This window comes from Brumicola pallidula DSM 14239 = ACAM 615 (assembly GCF_000428905.1).
Taxonomy (GTDB): Bacteria; Pseudomonadota; Gammaproteobacteria; order Enterobacterales; family Alteromonadaceae; genus Glaciecola; species Glaciecola pallidula.
In genome coordinates this window covers 29,385-49,868 of the sequence record NZ_KE386816.1, presented here as the reverse complement: position 1 = coordinate 49,868, position 20,484 = coordinate 29,385, and the positions used below count along the sequence as shown (strand labels likewise).

The following is a 20,484-nucleotide window of genomic DNA, read 5'->3' as shown; positions in this document are numbered from 1 at the left end:
AATATAAAATAGGAATTGACTACTGTGCGAAAGCATTAAAAAAGTATATTTGAATGATATTTCTCGCTTTTTTAGTGTCAAACCGGTGGGCTTTTTGCGACAATAGAAAACCATTTAGAAGAGATTTAAAACTACGTGATTACACAAATCATTATATTTTTAATAGGTTTAGTCGTGCTGAGTTGGAGCGCGGACAAATTTGTTTATGGTGCTTCAGCACTCGCGAAAAACTATGGAGTGTCCCCTATGATGATAGGGCTAACTATAGTCGCTATGGGTTCAAGTGCTCCTGAAATTGTTGTTTCCGCAACGGCATCCTTAAATGGCAATCCAAACACAGCAGTAGGCAATGCAATAGGGTCAAATATTACGAATATTGCGCTTGTCCTCGGTATAACAACCCTTATCAAGCCCCTATTGGTTTCATCTACTACTTTGAAACGCGAATTACCTGTTCTACTGTTAGTAACGCTTATTGGTGTTTACTTTCTTTCAGACAATTATCTTAGCCAAACTGAAGGTGTCATATTAATCACTTTATTCGTGTTGGTGCTCGCAATTATGGCGTGGTTATCACTCAAAGTAGAAAAGAACGATCCCCTAAATACTGAAACTACCGATGAAATCCCCAGTAATATACCGACAATAAAGGCAGTAATGTGGGTGGTAGTCGGCTTAGTTATGCTTCCATTAAGCGCTCACTTCTTAGTAGAAAGTGCGGTTTACATGGCACGTTTCTTTGGTGTCAGTGACCTCGTCATCGGTTTAACAATTATCGCATTAGGAACAAGCTTACCAGAGCTTGCGGCAAGCATTGCAGGTGTTCGCAAGGGTGAAGATGATTTGGTAATAGGAAATATCATTGGTTCGAATATTTTCAATATTTTAGCTGTACTCGCCATGCCAGGCTTGATTATTCCAAGCGTATTAGACATGAACGTGTCAGCTCGTGACTCCTACGCCATGTTAGGGGTAACCATATTGCTATTCCTGTTCTGTTTTAATTTGCGCGGCACTCGGCGAATTAATCGGTATGAAGGTGGTATTTTAGTGATGGCGTTTCTTTTCTATCAATATTGGTTATTTAAGTGAAATTCCACATATACGATTCAGGCAAAATTCATGTAAGGTAGTCTATGCTGACTATGAGTATGAATAAAACACAAGGTTGTTGTCATAGCATGAGCAAACGGATTAATTTTTTAGAAACCGCACAAACCGTCTTTCAAAATGAAATTGAAGCTTTACAACAGCTGCAAATCAGTCTGAATGATAGTTTTAACCAAGCCTGCGAATTAATGCTTAACTGCAAGGGCAAGGTAGTCGTATGCGGGATGGGAAAATCTGGTCACATTGGTAACAAAATTGCGTCAACTCTTGCGAGTACAGGCACGCCCGCTTTTTTTATGCATCCCGGTGAAGCCAACCACGGTGACTTGGGGATGTTAGCCAAAGGTGACGTGCTCATTGGCATATCAAACTCAGGCGAGACACATGAGTTAATCGGCCTTTTGCCCGTTGTTAAACGACTGGGAGTACCCGTTATTGCGATTACTAACAACCCAAAGAGCACATTAGCCAAGTTCTCCGATGTTGCTTTGGATATAAATGTCGAAAAAGAAGCCTGTTCACTGGGTCTTGCGCCAACCACAAGCACCACTGCAACGCTGGTATTAGGCGATGCATTGGCAGTTGCATTACTTGAAGCGAAGGGGTTTACCGCCAACGATTTTGCATTGTCTCACCCCGGTGGTTCATTGGGTAGAAAGTTACTGCTCACCGTTGACGAAATAATGGCTGTTGAACAGGAACTCCCTCTCGTCAGTCATTCAGCAACTGTGATGCAAGCTTTGTTAGAAATATCTGACAAAGGTTTGGGTATGACCGGGGTGATTGATAGTGATAACAATTTACTCGGCGTTTTTACTGACGGCGACTTGCGCAGAGCGTTGGACAGACGCATCGATATTCACAAATCGACAGTTGAACAGGTCATGACCCCAAATAGTATTACCATGATCCAAGGTAAACTGGCGGTAGATGCACTAAATCTAATGCAAAGACACAAAATTAGTGCGATGTTTATCGTCAATGATGCAAAAAAACCAGTTGGCGCAATTAAAATGCATACATTACTTAAAGCGGGTGTCGTTTAATGTCAAAAATCGAAACCTTATACGGCCCAATTGATGCAGATTTATTCGAGTGTTTTAAGACAATTGAGTTGCTTGTATGCGATGTTGATGGTGTTTTTTCTGATGGCACTATATTAATGGGTAATCAAGGCGAAGAACTTAAATCATTTAATACCAAAGACGGCTACGGTATCAAATCATTAGCTAGCATTGGCGTTAAAGTAGCCGTTATTACTGGACGTGAATCAAGTATTGTCCAGCAACGAATGACGGCGCTGAACGTTAACCATATTATGCAAAATAGAGAAGACAAACTAGTCGCTATAAATGAATTGATTACTGAGTTTGGTTATACCAGTGCGACAATTGCAAGTATTGGTGACGACATGCCTGATTTAGGCATGTTTAGCGCAAGCGCGATTGGTATTGCTGTTGCTGATGCTCATCCTTTGGTTAAACAAAAAGCAATATTTTGCACAACATTGCCAGGCGGGCGCGGCGCTGTGCGTGAGGTCTGTGATATTATTCTGCAGGCGAAGGGTAATCTTTTTGATATTCATGGAGCAAGTATATGAATAGACTCGTTATCAGTATTGTCTTAATATTCAGTGCCGCATTCGGATTATATCTACCTACGTGGCTAGCTGACGATAAAAAAATTATCGTTAGTGATAAAGACGCTGCCTTACTACCCAATTACGAGGCCAAAAACCTTCGTAGTAAATTTTTTGACAAAAATGGTAATTTGGCCTATCGGGTCAGTGCAGAAAAAATGGAACATTTTGATATACTCGGGTTTGTTAATTTTACGCAACCCGAGTACACAATTTACCTGCAAGGAGATGGCTCACGCTGGCAACTCAGTGCCGATGAAGGTACTTTTTACGATAATAATACAATTGAATTAGTTAATAATGTACAAATTCGTAACTTACAAGCCGAAGACTATATTCAAACAATATCGACTGATTTCATTGAAATCGATCTGTTGACCAAGAAAATTGCTTCCGATCAACCCTTAATTATTTCTGGTGCAAACGTTATCATTAACGGCATTGGATTCGAAGCAAATTTAGAAACCCAAAAATATGAGTTAAAAAACCATGTTCAAACTAAATACTTACCTGCTCGCTAGTCTGCTTTTTGTAGCAGGGGCGAACTCGTTAAACGCGCAAGAAGTTGTCAAGAAAGCAGATTTTGACAAACCAACTATGCTGTCATCAGATAAGAGTTTTGGCGATGGCAAAGAAAAAGTCGCTGTGCACGAGGGCAATGTAAAGATTACTCAGGGTACTTTGGAAATCAAAGCGGACAGATTAAAAGTATCAGCTGCGCTTGGTAAAGATAAAGAAATATTTGAAGCCACAGGCAATCCAGCAAGCTATACCCAACAACTTGCCGACGGCACTATGGTTGTTGCCAAAGCGAATAATATCCGATACGAAAAAGCCACTAAAACCATTTCGTTGAAAGGCAACGCAGAGCTATATCAAAATGCATTTAGTATCAAAACTGACTCGATTATTTATGATATTTTAAAGGAACAGTGGCAAGCGCAAAAAGACACAGATAGTCGACAACAAGTGGTTACGGTATTTGATGGCACGGCCTTGAAAAAAACAAAAGAAGCGATTGAAAAACAAAAGGAAACCAAAAAGTGAGTACGCTAGTTGCCAAACATCTGGCTAAGTCATACAAAGCCAGACAAGTTGTCAGGGATGTAAGCTTAGAAGTATCGACAGGTCAAATTGTGGGGTTGTTAGGTCCTAATGGAGCAGGTAAAACAACCACTTTCTATATGATTGTCGGTTTGGTACCACTTGATAAAGGTGAAATTTTCATTGACCAACTGGACATGTCAATTCAACCTATGCATGAACGGGCACGCCACGGTATTGGTTATTTACCGCAAGAAGCATCTATTTTTCGTAAACTAACCGTGTACGAAAACTTAATAGCTATTTTACAGACCCGCAAAGAATTGACAAAAGATCAGCAAGAACAAGAAGCTGATGATCTTATGAATGAGTTTAATGTTAATCATATAAGAAATAATTTAGGAATGAGTTTGTCCGGTGGAGAGCGCCGCCGCGTTGAAATTGCGCGCGCTTTAGCGGCAAATCCAAAGTTTATTTTGCTCGATGAACCTTTCGCCGGTGTTGACCCAATTTCTGTTAATGATATAAAGAAGATAATTAAGCAGTTGAAAGAACGCAATATTGGTGTGTTGATCACAGATCATAATGTTAGAGAAACACTAGACGTCTGTGAAAAAGCATATATTGTGAGTCACGGTGAACTGATTGCATCAGGAACGGCTGATGAGGTACTAAGTAACCAAAAAGTAAGAGATGTATATCTCGGCGACCAATTTGTATTATAGGTGTATCATGTTTAGTAACAGGCTTTTTGCGCAGCTAGAAATCAGTGTAGGACATCAATGAAACCCTCATTGCAGTTAAAATTTAGTCAACAACTAACAATGACGCCTCAGCTGCAGCAGGCGATTAAGTTATTACAGCTGTCTACTCTGGACCTTCAACTAGAAATTCAAGAAGCGTTGGATTCTAATCCGCTATTAGAAATTGACGAAACTGAGCATAACACCAGCAACCCGGACCACGAATCAGAACCTCAAGACTATACTGACAAAAAGTCGCTGAGTGCTGAAAACTCAGACAACGTTGATAGCCACGACGCACTGGAAAACAATCAAATTCCAGATGACTTACCCCTCGACAGTTCGTGGGAAGAGTATTTGAGTGCTTCATCTGCACCGGCTAACATATCAAATGGTGCTGCGGAGGACGAGTATATATTTCAAGGTGAAACTACCGAAAATATCCAAGACCATCTGATATGGCAGATGGAACTAACTCCTTTTTCAGATATTGATCGTTCTATTGCCATTGCTATTATTGATTCAATTAACGAGTCAGGTTATCTGACAGTTAGCTGTGAAGAAATTTTAGATAGTCTACAAAATGAAGAAATCGAATTAGACGAAGTTGAATGTGTCGTTAAACGAATTCAAATGTTTGACCCCATTGGTTCCGGCTCTCGCAATCCACAAGAATGCCTAATGATCCAGCTGGCACAATTTGACCCTGCGACACCTTGGCTAGCCGAAGCTCGTCTTTTGCTATCTGAGTACAGCGATTTGTTAAGTAGCAAAGATTACCGAACGTTAATGCGTAAAACACGGCTCAAAGAGGACCAATTACGTGAAGCGATGCGTCTATTACAAACGCTTAACGCACGTCCCGGCAGTGCAATTGCGGTAAAAGATGCGGAATATATTATTCCTGATGTTACGGTCGCAAAAAAGAATGGTCGCTGGACTGTTGAACTAAACGGCGACTCACTGCCACCGTTGATAGTTAATAAAGAGTATGAAGCACTCAGTAAAAGCACAAAAAATACGAACGATTCACAATATATTAAGTCTCATTTACAAGAAGCTAAGTGGTTTATAAAAAGCTTACAAAGTCGAAACGAAACGCTTTTAAAAGTGTCTCATTGTATCGTTCAGCAACAAATGGGCTTTTTTGAGCATGGGCCTGAAATGATGAAACCCATGGTTTTAAACGACGTTGCTGAAATGGTAGACATGCATGAATCAACTATTTCACGAGTGACCACTCAGAAGTATATGCATACACCTAGAGGCATTTTTGAGCTGAAGTACTTTTTCTCTAGCCATGTTTCAACCGAATCTGGCGGTGAATGTTCCTCTACTGCAATTAGAGCATTTATTAAGAAACTTGTTGCAGCCGAGGTTGTTAGTAAACCACTTAGTGATAGCAAGATTGCGCAGTTATTAGCCGAACAAGGCATTCAAGTTGCTCGACGAACAATTGCGAAATATCGAGAATCACTCTCGATTCCCCCGTCGAACCAAAGAAAAAGTCTACTGTAGACTACACAAAAGGACGTAAAATTATGCAAATAAATCTAACTGGTCATCACATTGATATTACCGATTCACTAAGAGCATACGTCGACACTAAATTTGAAAAATTAGAAAGGCACTTTGAGCATATTAGTAATGTACATGTGGTGTTAAATATAGAAAAAATAAATCAAAAAGCAGAAGCAACACTGCACCTGAAGGGTGAGGTTGTTCACGCTAATTCCGAACATACTGATATGTACGCCGCTATTGATGGATTGATCGATAAGTTAGATCGCCAAGTCATTAAGCATAAGGAAAAATCGAAACGACATTAGTCGCCTGAGTATTATGATTATATCTGATATTATTTCACTCGACCGCACTGAATGTGCGGTTGACTGCCATAGCAAAAAAAGAATTTTTGAAGTCATTAGCGAAATTGCAGTGAAGGGAAATCCGCAACTAGATTTAAATGATGTCCTTTCAAGCATGCTAGCTCGCGAAAAAATGGGCAGTACCGGCATCGGTAATGGAATTGCCATTCCACATGGCAGAATTAAAGGTATCGAAGATATAGTTGCTATTATTGTAACGAGCGAGGAACCTATCCAATTTGATGCAATAGATGACAAGCCTGTCGATATCTTTTTTGCATTATTAGTGCCCCATGAACAAACTCAAGAACACCTTCAAACACTTTCTTCTATCGCGAAAAAACTCAGTGATAAAAATATTGTGAAGGCAATTAGGAATGCAGCAAACAAAGACCAAATTATTTTAGCGCTAGCATAAGCAAACTGCAACTGCCTTGTCTGGCGCTTGACAACTGTTATCAACCCCGAAAGGACATGTATACGTGAAACTCTTGATTATCAGTGGTCGCTCTGGCTCGGGCAAATCAATTGCATTAAGAGCCCTAGAAGACCTAGGTTATTATTGCGTTGATAACATACCCGTAAATTTACTGCCTACACTGACTCATGCCCTTGCTGATGAAAGCGAAAAAGTGGCGGTTAGTATTGACGTCAGAAACATGCCTAAAATGGCAAATGAACTCAGTGAAATAGTCGATTTCTTGCCCAGCATATGGGACGTTACCATTCTTTATTTGGATGCCAGCGACGATGTCTTGATAAAACGCTATAGCGAAACAAGACGCCTTCATCCTCTATTCAAGCTAAACAAGTCTCTTGCCGAATCAATTGAGGCTGAACGAGAAATACTGGTTCCGGTATCAGAAAAAGCAGATTTACATATCAATACTGATAATCTGTCACTGCATGAGCTGTCTGAACTGATCAGAGAGCGAGTATTAGGTAAAAAAAGTACCAACCTAGTAATGGTTTTTGAGTCATTTGGTTTTAAATACGGTATTCCAAGAGATGCAGATTATGTGTTTGATGCTCGTTTCTTACCTAATCCACATTGGGAACCTGACTTAAAGCCACTGAATGGACTCGATGGACCCGTACAATTATTTTTAGGAGCACAACCGCTCGTCACCAAGTTTATTTGGCAAATCCAAAATTTGCTGTCTACTTGGTTGCCACATTTAGAAAGGAATAACCGCAGCTATGTCACCGTAGCGATTGGCTGCACAGGCGGACAACACCGTTCTGTATTTGTCTCTGAGGCGCTTGCAAATAGCTTTCGTGCAAGCCATGGCGATGTGCAAATTAGGCATCGAGAATTGAAGTTAGTTAAGCACGAAGACAATGTGCTTAATACTCAAGAAAGACCCAAAATATGATAATAGAAAAACAACTCACTATTGTTAACAAGTTAGGCTTGCATGCACGTGCAGCGACTCAGTTAGCGACTTTAGCCAATCAATTTGAAGCCACTATAACGATGCATCAAGGTGATAAAGAAGCATTTGCTAACAGTGTCTTAGCGCTGATGATGCTTGAGAGCAGTCAGGGCAAACAAGTTCTTTTGCGTTGCGACGGCAGTGATGCAGAGAATGCAATGCAAGCTATTGAAAACTTGATCGTAAATAAGTTTAACGAAGACGAATAATTACCGCGAGTATTAAGCTCTAGTGCGCTCTATTTAGCTTTTCTGTTGGTTTATCTATACTAACAGTGCGCCTAAATTAGCTAATATTTGCAACGTTGATGTTATACTATTAAGCATAACTAACAAAAAGCTCACAAGTCGCTGCCGCTTTATCTTCATTTCGGTTTTCAATTCAAGTTTGGCGACAATAATAATAGGGTCTTATGGCTGAAACTTTTGAATTAAAAAATGTACAAAGTCAATTATCGTCGATAAGCGAATCGCTTAGCGACGGGACTTTTGTGCAGGTTCGAAAGTTACTGCATGACCTACAACCAGGAGACGTTGCTCTTCTATTAGAGTCCAGTCCAAGCAAGACTCGTAATGAACTTTGGCAGCTTATTGATGCAGACTTTCATGGTGATGTGCTTGAAGAATTGTCGGAAGATGTTCGTAACGGCATTATTTCTAAAATGGTACCTTCGAGTGTCGTTGACGCACTCGAAGACATGGATACCGATGACCTAGCTGAAACCCTAAGCTCGCTCCCTGATACAGTCCTTCAAAGCATTTTAAAATCGATGGACGCACAGGACCGTTTGCGCGCGGAAAAAGCCCTATCCTATGGTGAAGACACTGCCGGTTTCATGATGAACACCGATACCATCACTTTGCGTCCAGATGTCACCATTGACGTGGTACTCCGCTATTTGCGCTTAAAAGGTGAACTGCCTGAAAACACCGATACCTTATATGTTGTTAATCGTCATGATAATTTACTCGGCACCGTCCCGGTCACCAAACTACTTACTTCGTCTCTTAATATCAGCGTAAATGAAATCATGAATGAGGACGCAAAAACGATTCCCGTCAACATGAGTGACAGTGAAGTTGCGGGTATGTTTGAACGTTATGATTGGCTTTCAGCACCGGTAATAGATGCGAATAAAACGCTGGTCGGGCGTATCACAATTGATGATGTTGTGGATATTATTCGTGAGGACGCCGAACACTCCATGATGAGTATGGCGGGTTTAGATGACGAGGAAGATACCTTTGCTCCTGTTGGACAAAGTACAAAGCGCCGCTCCATTTGGCTTGGCGTTAACTTAGTAACAGCGTTAATGGCTGCTGCAGTGAGCGATTTATTTGAAGCAACACTGAGCCAACTCGCGGTATTAGCAATTTTGAATACAATCGTACCGAGTATGGGCGGTGTCGCTGGTAATCAAACTCTTACCCTAGTTATTCGTGGTATGGCTTTAGGCCATGTCAGTCAAAGTAATGCGGTCTGGCTGGTCAAAAAGGAACTAGCAATTGGTTTCTTAAATGGCATCATATGGGCAACTCTTATCGCCTCAGTTATTGCATTGTGGAAACAGGACTTTATGCTTGGTGTTGTAATTGCATTCGCAATGTTAATGAACATGATTGCAGCCGGCTTGGCTGGTGCCACTTTACCGATTATTATGAAGAGATTAAATATTGATCCTGCGCTCGCTGGCAGCGTTATATTGACTACCATCACCGACGTTGTCGGTATATTTGCCTTTTTGGGTACCGCTACCTTATTCTTAATTTAATTTATCGCACTCGCTGCTAATTTCACTCGAAAAATTTGCTTATTCAATAAATCATGAGGGTCTATTGATCAAGTCCAAGAATAACAATATTGTCAGAGGTGATATCAATCAACTCGTCTTGCAATGCAGGTGCATCACTGGCAGCAACCGCGAAATTATGCATAACATTGCTACGATAAGTAGCCTCAATATCCTGCACAGCATAGCGTTGCAATAGTCGAGCGATTGCTCCTTGAAAGCGATAGTCATATTCAATTTTGAATCTAATACGACTCACTTTTAGTGATAGCGGTAAATTTTCTAATACTTGAACAACAGCATCAGAATAAGCCCGTTGTAAGCCTCCTGTTCCTAGCTTAGTGCCACCAAATTGTCTGACGACAGCAACCGCTATATCACCTAGCCCGCTATATTGAAGTACTTTTAACATAGGCATTCCAGCGGTCCCGCTAGGCTCCCCATCGTCACTCATTGAGCGCTCTGTGGTGTCAGGAGAGCCTGCAATATAAGCCCAACAAACATGATTAGCTTGAGGATTAGTACTCTTTAAATGCTTCACAAAAGCATCCGCTTGCTGCCTATCAATGGCGTTAATAGCATAAGCAATAAACTTACTACGTTTTACTTCCAGCTCAACTTTGTTGGCGCCAGCTGGTATCGAGTAACTTGTCGTCATTTCTATTCTCGATGCCTATCAATATGAGTATCAACTCGTGTTTAGTCGTCTATCTTGTTAGCATTTACCCACTCTAACAAGTGCTCAACGTCCTTATCGATCGCCATTTCTAGCTCTGCAACCCAATCATGAACGTTTTCCCACCAAGCCGGATGGTCACCTTCTTGAATTCTGTTGGCTATTTGGAGCACACGTAATAAACCCACAGACCCCGCCGCCCCTTTAATTTTGTGAGCTTGAGAGCACACTTCAGCTTTTTCATTTGCGGCGAGGGAGACATTCAATAATTCCATATACTCGGGTATTTTCTCTTTGAACATGCCTAAGCTTGTGCGCACCATGTCTTCACCAATAGTTTCAATCAGCATCTGCAGCATATCGACATCTAAGATCTTATCTACTTTACGAATACTCACGACTTCACTTGTCTGGCGCATTTCATCATGCTTTTGTTCTTCACCAAACAATTCGTTGAAGACTTCTATCACCCGACTCTTTTTGATCGGTTTTGTAATGATGTCGTCCATCCCATTTTGCAGATACTCTTCACGTTTTTTAATCACGTTTGCGGTCAATGCTACGATTGGAGTTTGTAACACTAATTCTTCTTCATGGAGTACTTTTGCGACGTCAAAGCCGGTCATATCCGGAAGTTGGATATCAAGTAAGATTAAGTCATATTCAGTTTTTCGGGCCATCTCAATTGCTGCGGTGCCGGTCATCGCAACATCAACTCGTTGTCCTAATTTTTCTAATAACGCTTTAGCCACCAACACATTTAATTCTATATCTTCAACTAACAAAATATTTAAGTTGCTGACTTGTAATTCAATCAATTTGGCTTGTTTTTGGCTAATTGCCACTGGTAAGACGATTTCAAAGCACGTACCCTGACCCACGACACTGTGCAAAAGAATTTCACCGCCCATCTTGTCGACCATCTGCTTACAAATCGCAAGCCCAATACCAGTTCCAGTAGCCGATTTATGATCAGGGTGATCAACTTGATAATACATCGCAAATATTTTATCCAACTCCCCCTGAGGAATACCCACTCCAGTATCCGTAATTCTGAAGGTAACTTTTGCATTACCTGCACCTTGATCAACCGCTTCTACCGTAAGATTCACCTCTCCTTTTTGAGTGAATTTGATCGCGTTAAACAAAAGGTTCCAAAGCACTTGCCGCAACCTTGTTCCATCAGCTTCAATGGCAATAGGAATCGGTTCTATAATTTCAGATTTAAATCTTAGACTTTTTTCTTGTGCTAGCAGGCTAACAATACTACTAATTTCGTTGGTAAACTCGCGCATGTTGACTGTTTTTAAATCGATTTCAACTTTGTCCCTATCAAGCTTATCGAGGTCAACAATATCGTTGAAAATATTACCCAAAGTAATCGAACTCGCATAGATAGTGCTTACCCAATCAAATTGCTCTTTAGTTAATTGCGTATCCCGCAGCATTCGGCTCAAACCAACAATGCCATTTAATGGTGTGCGCAATTCATGGCTAATAGTGGCAATGAACTTAGTTTTGTCTTTGCTCGCTTGAGCTATCGCGCTTTCCGCTTGTTTGCGATCGGTCATATCACGACCAAACGCTAACAAACCCAAGCGATGTCCATCTTGATCAAAAAACGGCACTTTACGCATTTCGAAATAGCGCCTACGGCCATCTGCATACTGTAACCACAACTCTTCGGTCAAGCTAGCATTTGTCTCTAATACTTCATGGTCACTCGCTGCGACTTGCCTAGCAAGTTGTTCATCGTAGACTTGATGCGGCGTTAGGCCTAATAGTTCAGCTTCTGTCTTACCGGTAACTTCCTCAGCAACCCGGTTACAACCTGCAAAACGTCCTTCTTCGTTACGGTAATATATTAAGTCAGGAGACGCATCAATAATAGAACGAGTAAGAGTCGATAACCTTCTTGCCTGGATTTCCTGTTCAGATTTTTCTTTTATTTCTCGCTCTAGCTCTTCAAAAACCAGCTCGCGCTCTAACTGCGCGTTTCTACGTTGTTCTATTTCATGATTCAATTGACGAATATTATTCTGTAATTCACGATTTAAAATGACATCGTGTTTGCGTAAGCGCTCTAACTGACTCACCGCTTCCTCTAAATTAATTCGACTATGCTCAAGCTGTTTAATTAATTTACTGAAAAAGTATAACAACCAAGGGGCACTCAACAGGGTTAGTACCAGAGGACTAATGAAGTCCACAGTTTCAATTTGACTACCCAAGCTAGTCCTTACTATATAGGATCCAATCAATGTAAACAGAAGTGTAAATATGACAAACAAAATACTGATTTTTAGGGTGCCGAAGCGGTCAACAAATTTTGCAAATTTGATCGCCCAAGAATCGTTTGGTGGTTTTAAATACATAAAAAGAGATCGTCTTAGACAAGAAGTAACGCGCATGCTAACAAAAATGTAAAATAAGTGACAATAAAGAAATAAATTCAAACCTTGTTAATACAATTTGGTTTAATACTTATGTAGCTAATTTTACATTTTCATTCAAAAAAATCGACTTCAACCAACACGATAGTCAACATTCATGCCACAATTTATAGGTTAAAATTTAATTTTATTTTTTTAAAAACCGTAAATATCTGGTTTAAATCAAATTTAGTAAGTCCTCATCACCCGTATTAAGCTTGATGTAAAGGTACATTCACTAAATAAATATTGATATTATTTGTATTTATAATTGATTTCTTTGTTAAGAATAGGTATTTTGTCTAACCCGCTTTTGAATGCATAAAGATTCTAAATAACTGAGTATCAAAACGGCCCAACATTTCGGTCAAAGCCGACAGCAAAAAAACTCAAATAATAATAACAATAAAATGAAATACAGCGACAGTGTCGTTTTTTTAACAAGTATCACGCTTGTTCAAGGACAACGTGCCTCGGTAAAATTTGCCGTGGAAGGAGAAAACATGAGTTTGTATCATCAAAATGATTCTAAAGACAATTGTGGTTTTGGACTAATTGCACATACAACAGGTGAAGCAAGTCACCAGTTAGTCAAAACGGCAATTGAAGGCTTAGACCGCATGCAGCACCGTGGAGGCGTAGCCGCCGACGGTAAAACAGGAGATGGTTGCGGACTCTTATTACAGAAACCCGACGCTTTTTATCAAAAAATTGCCCAAGACAAAGGTTGGAAATTAACCAAAGACTACGGCGTGGGTATGATTTTCTTGAGTCAAAACCCAACATTAGCCGAGCAGTCTCGCCAAATTCTTAATGAAGAAATGGAACGAGAAATGCTGCCAATTTTAGGCTGGCGAGTCGTTCCTGTTGATAAGACTGTCCTTGGCGACTTAGCGTTGACCGGCGTTCCACAAATTGAACAAGTCTTTGTTAACTGCCCAAACGGCTGGCGAACAGATGATCTTGAGCGTCGTTTATACATGGCAAGACGCCGCGCAGAGAAGCGTTTAGAAGATGATCCTGACTTTTATGTTGCCTGTTTATCTGCGTTGGTAACGATATATAAAGGCTTAGTCATGCCAAAGGACCTACCTGCCTTTTATCTTGATCTCGCCGACGAAAACCTACAATCAAGTATTTGCGTATTCCACCAGCGGTTTTCAACTAACACATTACCTAAATGGCCGCTTGCACAACCTTTTAGATACTTAGCACACAACGGTGAAATTAACACAATCAAGGCCAACCGCGATTGGGCCGCTGCTCGTGAAGGTAAGTTTGCGACACCACTAATACCGGATTTAATGCAAGCAGCACCGTTTGTAAATACCGACGGTTCTGACTCAAGTTCGCTTGATAACATGCTCGAACTATTCTTAGCCGGCGGGATGGATCTATTTCGCGCGATGCGTTTATTGGTGCCACCTGCTTATCAAAACAACAAAACCATGGGTGAAGAATTACGTTCATTTTATGAGTTTAACTCCATGCATATGGAGCCATGGGATGGCCCAGCGGGTATCGTATTAACCAATGGTCGCCATGTCGCGTGCAACCTAGATAGAAACGGATTACGCCCCGCTAGATATGTCATTACAAAAGATGGTCTTATTACTCTCGCTTCTGAAATTGGCATTTGGGATTATAAGCAAGAAGATGTGATTGAAAAAGGCCGTGTAGGCCCCGGTGAGATGCTGGCGGTAGATACCTATACAGGTAAAATTTGGCGTACCAATGAAATTGATGAGGACTTACAGTCTCGCCATCCATATAAAGAATGGCTAGACAGCCATATCAAACATCTTGTTCCGGTTGAGAGTGCTGACCACAGTAAAATTGGGATACGCGCATTTGATGACAGCAAGATGGCGACCTACCATAAGCTGCACGGCTACAGTTACGAAGAAATGCAGCAAATAATCAAAGTACTGGCAAAGGATGGTCAAGAGGCGGTAGGCTCGATGGGTGACGACACCCCTATGGCGGTTATGTCGTCTAATAGCCGTACCCTTTATGATTACTTTAGACAGCAATTTGCGCAAGTTACCAACCCGCCGATTGATTCGTTGCGTGAAAACCACGTTATGTCGTTAGCTACCTGCATAGGTCGTGAACAAAACGTATTTAACGAAACCAGTGGCTATGCAAACCGAGTGCTGTTTGAGTCTCCTATACTTATGTATACAGACTTAAAACAGTTGCGCGAACTCGATGCAAAGCATTATTACAACGAAAAAATTCAACTTAACTATCGCCTTGAAGAAGGTCTTGCCGCAGCAATTACCCGCATTTGCGATGAGGTAGAAGAAGCGGTTCGAGAACGAGGCGCTGTTTTTGTGGTGCTTACAGACCGAGATATTAGCCCAGACACATTACCTATACCTGCAGCCATGGCCGTTGGCGCAGTTCAACGTAGATTAATTGATAAAGCCCTTCGTTGCGATGCAAATATCGTTGTAGAGACAGGCTCAACCAGAGACCCTCATCATTTTGCGGTACTAATTGGCCTTGGCGCGACCGCCATTTATCCTTTTTTAGCATATGAAACTATTGAGCAAATGGTTGAAAAGAAAGAATTAGATATTAGCCCTATGCAGGCTTTGTTGAATTACCGCAAAGGAATTAATAAAGGTTTGTATAAGATAATGTCTAAAATGGGCATTAGTACGATTGCGAGTTACAGAAGTTCTAAATTATTTGAAGCTGTAGGCATTAATAGTGAAGTCGTCGCACTTTGCTTTAAAGGCGTACCGAGCCGTATTCAAGGTGCTTCGTTTATCGACTTTGAGCAAGACCTTACAAATCTTTCAAGAATTGCCTGGCTAAAACGCAAAACAATTTCCCACGGTGGTTTGTTGAAATATGTACACGGTGGCGAATACCATGCTTATAATCCTGATGTAGTGACTTCACTTCAAAAGGCGGTTGTTAGCGGAAACTACGCCGATTATAAAATGTATAGCAGTTTAGTGAATGACAGAGCTCCTTCGCACTTGCGCGACCTAATGGAAATAAAGAGCTTTAAAGAAGCCATTCATATTGATCAAGTCGAGCCCGCAGAAAAGCTATATCCGCGCTTTGATACAGCCGCCATGTCAATGGGTTCGCTTAGTCCAGAGGCACATGAAGCGCTAGCAATAGCAATGAATCGTTTGGGCGGACAGTCAAATTCAGGCGAAGGTGGTGAGGATCCAGCGCGTTTTAATACTGAGAAAAACAGTAAAATCAAACAAGTTGCCTCAGGTCGCTTTGGCGTAACACCACACTACCTGATGAATGCAAGCGTTATTCAAATTAAAGTAGCTCAAGGTGCTAAACCCGGTGAAGGTGGGCAGTTACCAGGCGATAAAGTTAATAAATACATTGCTGATTTACGCTTTTCCGTACCCGGCGTCACGCTAATTTCGCCGCCACCGCATCACGATATTTATTCAATTGAGGATTTAGCGCAGCTTATATTTGATCTTAAACAGGTTAACCCAAAAGCGCTGATCTCAGTAAAATTGGTCTCTGAACCTGGTGTCGGTACAATTGCTACCGGTGTGGCTAAAGCTTATGCCGACTTAATTACAATTTCTGGATATGATGGCGGCACCGGAGCCAGTCCATTAACATCAGTTAAATATGCAGGCAGCCCCTTTGAATTGGGTTTAGCCGAGACACAGCAAGCACTGGTTGAAAACGGATTACGCCACAAAGTTCGATTACAAACTGATGGTGGTTTAAAAACAGGCTTGGATGTAGTTAAAGCTGGTATTTTAGGTGCTGAAAGCTTTGCCTTTGGCACTGGTCCTATGGTTGCTCTAGGCTGCAAATACTTACGTATTTGTCACTTGAATAATTGTGCAACAGGTGTTGCAACCCAAGACAGATTTTTGCGTGACAATTACTTCATCGGTTTACCTGAAATGGTCATGAACTACTTTAAGTTTCTCGCCGAAGAAGTACGCGAAATTATGGCCAGTATCGGTGTTACTAACTTTGAAGATTTGGTCGGTAGAACGGAGTTATTGACCTTATTGGAAGGACAAACTGCAAAACAACAACGGCTTGATTTATCACCCTTATTGGTTAAACCAGAAGCAGGCAAACACACACGTTTGTTTAGCGCTGGAGCGACCAATGAGCCTATTGATAAAGGCGTATTAAACAAACGGATCTTAGAAGAAAACAAGCATGCTGTTGAAAGTTTAAAAGGCGCGCAGTCAGCTTACAAGGTTCGGAATACAGACCGCAGTATTGGCGCAACCTTATCGGGCTACATTGCCAGCAAACATGGTAACCAAGGTATGATAGATAGTCCTATTCAACTTACATTGACCGGCACGGTTGGCCAAAGCTTTGGTGTTTGGAACGCAGGCGGCTTGAACATGCGCTTAATTGGCGATGCTAACGATTACGTAGGTAAAGGCATGGCAGGCGGAAAGTTGGTCATTCACCCACCGCGTAATGTAACATTTGATACTCACAACAGCACAATTATGGGCAATACCTGTTTATATGGCGCAACCGGCGGAAAGCTTTACGCTGCGGGTCGTGCTGGTGAACGTTTTGCTGTGCGTAATTCAGGCGCAGTGGCGGTTATAGAAGGTATGGGTGACAACGGTTGCGAGTATATGACAGGTGGTATTGTGGCTTGTCTTGGTGGCATCGGGATTAACTTCGGTGCTGGTATGACCGGTGGTTTTGCTTATTTGTATGATGAGTTTAATGACATGGATAATAGAGTAAATGAGGACCTCGTTGATATTATGAGCGTCGATGATAAAGTTATTTTATCTGAACATTTACGTGGACTTATCAATCGTCATTATGAAGAAACAGGTAGTGAACACTCACTACACCTTCTGACTAATTATGCTGAGGAAAGTAAAAACTTTAGGCTCATTAAGCCGAAAACCAGCGACGTCAAAAATTTGCTTGGTCATATCAGCCGTTCAACCGCAGAACTGCGCGTACAAGCACAATAGGAAGGGAGAAATATTATGGCTAAAAATGTATATCAATTTGTAGACGTTGAACGCATCGATCCCGCAAAAAAACCGATTATGATTAGAAAAGAGGATTTTGGCGAAATCTACCAACCTTTATCTAAATCACAAACAGAAGGACAAGCTGACCGCTGTTTGGACTGCGGCAATCCTTATTGCGAATGGAAATGTCCAGTTCATAACTTCATTCCACAGTGGCTGGCGCTAGCTAATGAAGGCAAGATCATTGAAGCTGCAGAGCTTTCACATAAAACCAACAGCCTGCCTGAAGTATGTGGTCGTGTTTGTCCGCAAGACCGCTTGTGCGAAGGGGCTTGCACCCTAAACGACGATTTTGGTGCAGTAACAATTGGCAGTATTGAAAAATATATTACCGACACCGCATTTAAGATGGGTTGGCGCCCTGACATGTCTGATGTTGTTTGGACTGATAAAAAAGTGGCTATCGTTGGTGCAGGACCCGCCGGTCTGGCTTGTGCAGATGTTCTAGTGCGAAATGGGGTTAAACCTGTTGTGTTTGATAAGTATCAGGAGATCGGTGGATTACTCACTTTTGGTATTCCATCCTTTAAACTAGAAAAAGAAGTGATTAAACTACGTCATCAGATATTTTTAGATATGGGTATTGAATTCGTTTTAAACACCGAAGTTGGAAAAGATCTCCAATTCCAAGACTTAATTGATAGTTACGATGCCGTTTTCTTAGGGATGGGTACGTATAAGTCAATGAAAGGAGGATTTGATAATGAGACTGCCCCTGGCGTTTATGAAGCACTGCCCTTTCTTATTGCTAATATTAACCGAGTAATGGGCATAGAAAAATCTGCCGCTGACTTTATTGATATGAAAGGTAAAAAAGTGGTGGTACTTGGCGGTGGTGACACCACGATGGATTGCGTCAGGAGCTCCATTCGACAAAATGCTGAATCGGTGACGTGTGCTTATCGTCGAGATGAAGAAAGTATGCCTGGTTCAAGACGTGAGGTGGTGAATGCCAAAGAAGAAGGTGTCCAATTTCAGTTTAACCTGCAACCACTAGATATTGCCGTGGATGAGAAAGGCAATACTATTGGCGTTCGTGTAGTTAGAACCGAGATGGGCGACCCAGATTCCGCAGGGCGTCGTCGCCCAGTCGAAATACCTGGCTCAGAGCATATTTTGGAAGCTGATGCAGTCATTATTGCTTTTGGTTTTCAGCCGAGTCCTGCCCCTTGGTTTGGTGAGTACGGTATTATGCTGGATGAGAGAGGTAGAGTAAGAGCGCCCGCAAAAGGTCGCTTTGCATTCCAAACATCTAACCCTAAAATATTTTCAGGTGGTGACATGGTGCGAGGTTCAGATCTTGTCGTGACAGCGATAGATGAAGGTCGCAAAGCGGCAGAAGGTATACTTGACTACATGGAAGTTTAATTACGTTCAAATAGAAAAACGCCACAGTGTTTAGGCGAGCGTGTAGCAAAGAAACGGAGTTACTTTGCTACACGCTCGCCTTTTTTGTGTCTTTTAACGTCATTTAAAATGATCATAAAAGTAGCTTAAAATCGAAATTAAAGGTCCTTAAAATCCATCAATATGCCTTATTAGGTTATTACTTACCATACCTAGCTATTATCTAGCAGACTACAAACCTTTAGTACAGCGAGTATCCTGCCGATGTAACTTATCTACTCTGAAGAAAAAAAACGTCACTTCCGATTGCATAGCATTGCCGGTTGCAAAGTGACTAGAACAACTTACTGCAAGGCGCGAAAGCAATAAAAATTAATACCGGCAGTCAGTCATGATAGCGCAAAGCAGCAATTTAGCGAAAGTCAGCATTAAAGGCAGGTCAACATAGTGAAAAATTCAATGAAAGCGGTAAATTATCCGAACACACCATTAACTAAACTAATACCAAGCTTAGTGGCATGTGTCGTTATTGCGTCTCTATCTGCCTCTGCGATCGCCAATCAAATTAACCCAAAATCAAAAACGCCAGCTCAAGTCGAGCAAGCGTTGGCCGCCCTATTAAATTCTAGGGACACTAACATTCAATTAGCATCATACACAGGGACGCAGCCATCAAATAACATCAATAATTTAGTTGTTACACAAATACCTACTAAGACGGTAGACCATTCACAAAAATCCATTGCTGAGCTTGTGCTCGCCGGCTTAGCGATAACTAACTCAGTCAAAGACGAGTTGTCATCGCCAGTTACAGTAAGCGAGCCAACACCGCCTCCTCGAGATTATGCTGTGGCAGATATTGTCAGTGTAGAAGAATTAGATAGAGCAACTAACGACGATATGAATAGCATCATTGAAAACGCAGAACCAATTAACTCTGATATACAAGAAACCCTATTCGCCGGGGTTGAAGTAGCGGTTGAAGCTATGGTTGCAGAAGACAATGTATTAGTTGAAGCTGTATTAGTCGAAGCTGTATTAGTTGAAGCTGTAGCAGAGGGAGATGCATCTGAAGAATCAACTGCATTAAATGTCGATACGTCAGAATTTAGACCCATTGAAGAAACAGTTGACTCATCTAGTCAGTTAAGCAAGCAGGTTTCTAGCAACATTACCGAAGCATCAAAAGATGCCATTCCAGCTTTACCATCACCGATTTTAGAAGAGCTAAACAAAGAGATTGAACTTGCTGCAAGCGATAATATTAATACAAGCACTGCGGTTGAAAGTGCGGTTATGATAACGGAAATTGCAGAAACCGACGTTGCAGACATTGAAATTGTAGAAATTGAAATTGCAGAGACCGA

At 41.4% G+C, this 20,484-nt stretch carries 17 protein-coding genes; 15 read left to right on the top strand and 2 right to left on the bottom strand.

Features of this window, described 5'->3' with window-relative positions; genetic code table 11:
- The first annotated feature begins 135 nt into the window (after positions 1–135).
- From G399_RS0116385 to mgtE, 12 genes are all read left to right on the top strand, one after another.
- Positions 136–1,092, top strand: coding sequence for a calcium/sodium antiporter (locus G399_RS0116385; protein WP_006009508.1), 957 nt, complete (start codon positions 136–138; stop codon positions 1,090–1,092).
- Positions 1,093–1,145: 53 nt separating this feature from the next.
- Positions 1,146–2,156, top strand: coding sequence for a KpsF/GutQ family sugar-phosphate isomerase (locus G399_RS0116380; RefSeq protein WP_425304085.1), 1,011 nt, complete (start codon positions 1,146–1,148; stop codon positions 2,154–2,156).
- Positions 2,156–2,710, top strand: a complete 555-nt coding sequence (gene kdsC / locus G399_RS0116375; protein ID WP_006009506.1) for a 3-deoxy-manno-octulosonate-8-phosphatase KdsC — start codon at positions 2,156–2,158, stop codon at positions 2,708–2,710. Before G399_RS0116380 ends, kdsC begins: the two co-directional genes overlap by 1 nt.
- The gene (gene lptC, locus G399_RS0116370; protein WP_006009505.1) at positions 2,707–3,270 is read left to right on the top strand and encodes an LPS export ABC transporter periplasmic protein LptC; all 564 of its coding nucleotides are present in this window, start codon (positions 2,707–2,709) and stop codon (positions 3,268–3,270) included. The genes kdsC and lptC overlap by 4 nt, the downstream gene beginning before the upstream one ends.
- Complete coding sequence (lptA, locus tag G399_RS0116365; protein WP_006009504.1) at positions 3,239–3,796, top strand: lipopolysaccharide transport periplasmic protein LptA; 558 nt, start codon at positions 3,239–3,241, stop codon at positions 3,794–3,796. The genes lptC and lptA overlap by 32 nt, the downstream gene beginning before the upstream one ends.
- Positions 3,793–4,518 (top strand): LPS export ABC transporter ATP-binding protein, encoded by a 726-nt coding sequence (gene lptB / locus G399_RS0116360; protein ID WP_006009502.1) that lies wholly within the window; start codon positions 3,793–3,795, stop codon positions 4,516–4,518. The genes lptA and lptB overlap by 4 nt, the downstream gene beginning before the upstream one ends.
- Positions 4,519–4,575: 57 nt before the next feature.
- Complete coding sequence (locus G399_RS0116355) at positions 4,576–6,054, top strand: RNA polymerase factor sigma-54 (RefSeq protein ID WP_006009500.1); 1,479 nt, start codon at positions 4,576–4,578, stop codon at positions 6,052–6,054.
- A gap of 23 nt (positions 6,055–6,077) precedes the next feature.
- Positions 6,078–6,365: a ribosome hibernation promoting factor gene (gene hpf / locus G399_RS0116350; RefSeq protein ID WP_006009499.1), complete on the top strand. Its 288-nt coding sequence runs from the start codon at positions 6,078–6,080 to the stop codon at positions 6,363–6,365.
- Between the two features lie 13 nt (positions 6,366–6,378).
- Positions 6,379–6,822, top strand: a complete 444-nt coding sequence (ptsN, locus tag G399_RS0116345) for a PTS IIA-like nitrogen regulatory protein PtsN (protein WP_006009498.1) — start codon at positions 6,379–6,381, stop codon at positions 6,820–6,822.
- Positions 6,823–6,886: 64 nt separating this feature from the next.
- Entirely contained in the window at positions 6,887–7,780 is an 894-nt protein-coding gene (rapZ, locus tag G399_RS0116340) for an RNase adapter RapZ (protein WP_006009497.1), read from the top strand.
- The gene (locus G399_RS0116335) at positions 7,777–8,049 is read left to right on the top strand and encodes an HPr family phosphocarrier protein (protein ID WP_006009496.1); all 273 of its coding nucleotides are present in this window, start codon (positions 7,777–7,779) and stop codon (positions 8,047–8,049) included. Before rapZ ends, G399_RS0116335 begins: the two co-directional genes overlap by 4 nt.
- 203 nt (positions 8,050–8,252) lie before the next feature.
- On the top strand, positions 8,253–9,611 hold the full coding sequence (gene mgtE, locus G399_RS0116330) for a magnesium transporter (protein WP_006009494.1): 1,359 nt from the start codon (positions 8,253–8,255) through the stop codon (positions 9,609–9,611).
- Positions 9,612–9,672: 61 nt separating this feature from the next.
- On the opposite strand, the gene G399_RS0116325 is transcribed toward mgtE, so the two are convergent.
- Both G399_RS0116325 and arcB read right to left on the bottom strand, forming a co-directional pair.
- The gene (locus tag G399_RS0116325; RefSeq protein ID WP_006009493.1) at positions 9,673–10,287 is read right to left on the bottom strand and encodes a YigZ family protein; all 615 of its coding nucleotides are present in this window, start codon (positions 10,285–10,287) and stop codon (positions 9,673–9,675) included.
- A 41-nt stretch (positions 10,288–10,328) separates the two neighbouring features.
- Positions 10,329–12,680, bottom strand: a complete 2,352-nt coding sequence (gene arcB / locus G399_RS0116320; protein ID WP_026843815.1) for an aerobic respiration two-component sensor histidine kinase ArcB — start codon at positions 12,678–12,680, stop codon at positions 10,329–10,331.
- A gap of 560 nt (positions 12,681–13,240) precedes the next feature.
- Between arcB and gltB the strand changes: the two genes are divergently transcribed.
- The 3 genes from gltB to G399_RS22200 all read left to right on the top strand — a co-directional run.
- Entirely contained in the window at positions 13,241–17,707 is a 4,467-nt protein-coding gene (gltB, locus tag G399_RS0116315) for a glutamate synthase large subunit (protein WP_006009490.1), read from the top strand.
- A 15-nt stretch (positions 17,708–17,722) separates the two neighbouring features.
- Positions 17,723–19,138 carry an FAD-dependent oxidoreductase gene (locus tag G399_RS0116310; RefSeq protein WP_006009488.1) on the top strand — a complete coding sequence of 472 codons (1,416 nt, stop codon included), beginning with the start codon at positions 17,723–17,725 and terminating at the stop codon, positions 19,136–19,138.
- A 426-nt stretch (positions 19,139–19,564) separates the two neighbouring features.
- On the top strand, positions 19,565–20,484 hold a 920-nt coding region (locus tag G399_RS22200; protein WP_161627089.1), incomplete at its 3' end, for a hypothetical protein.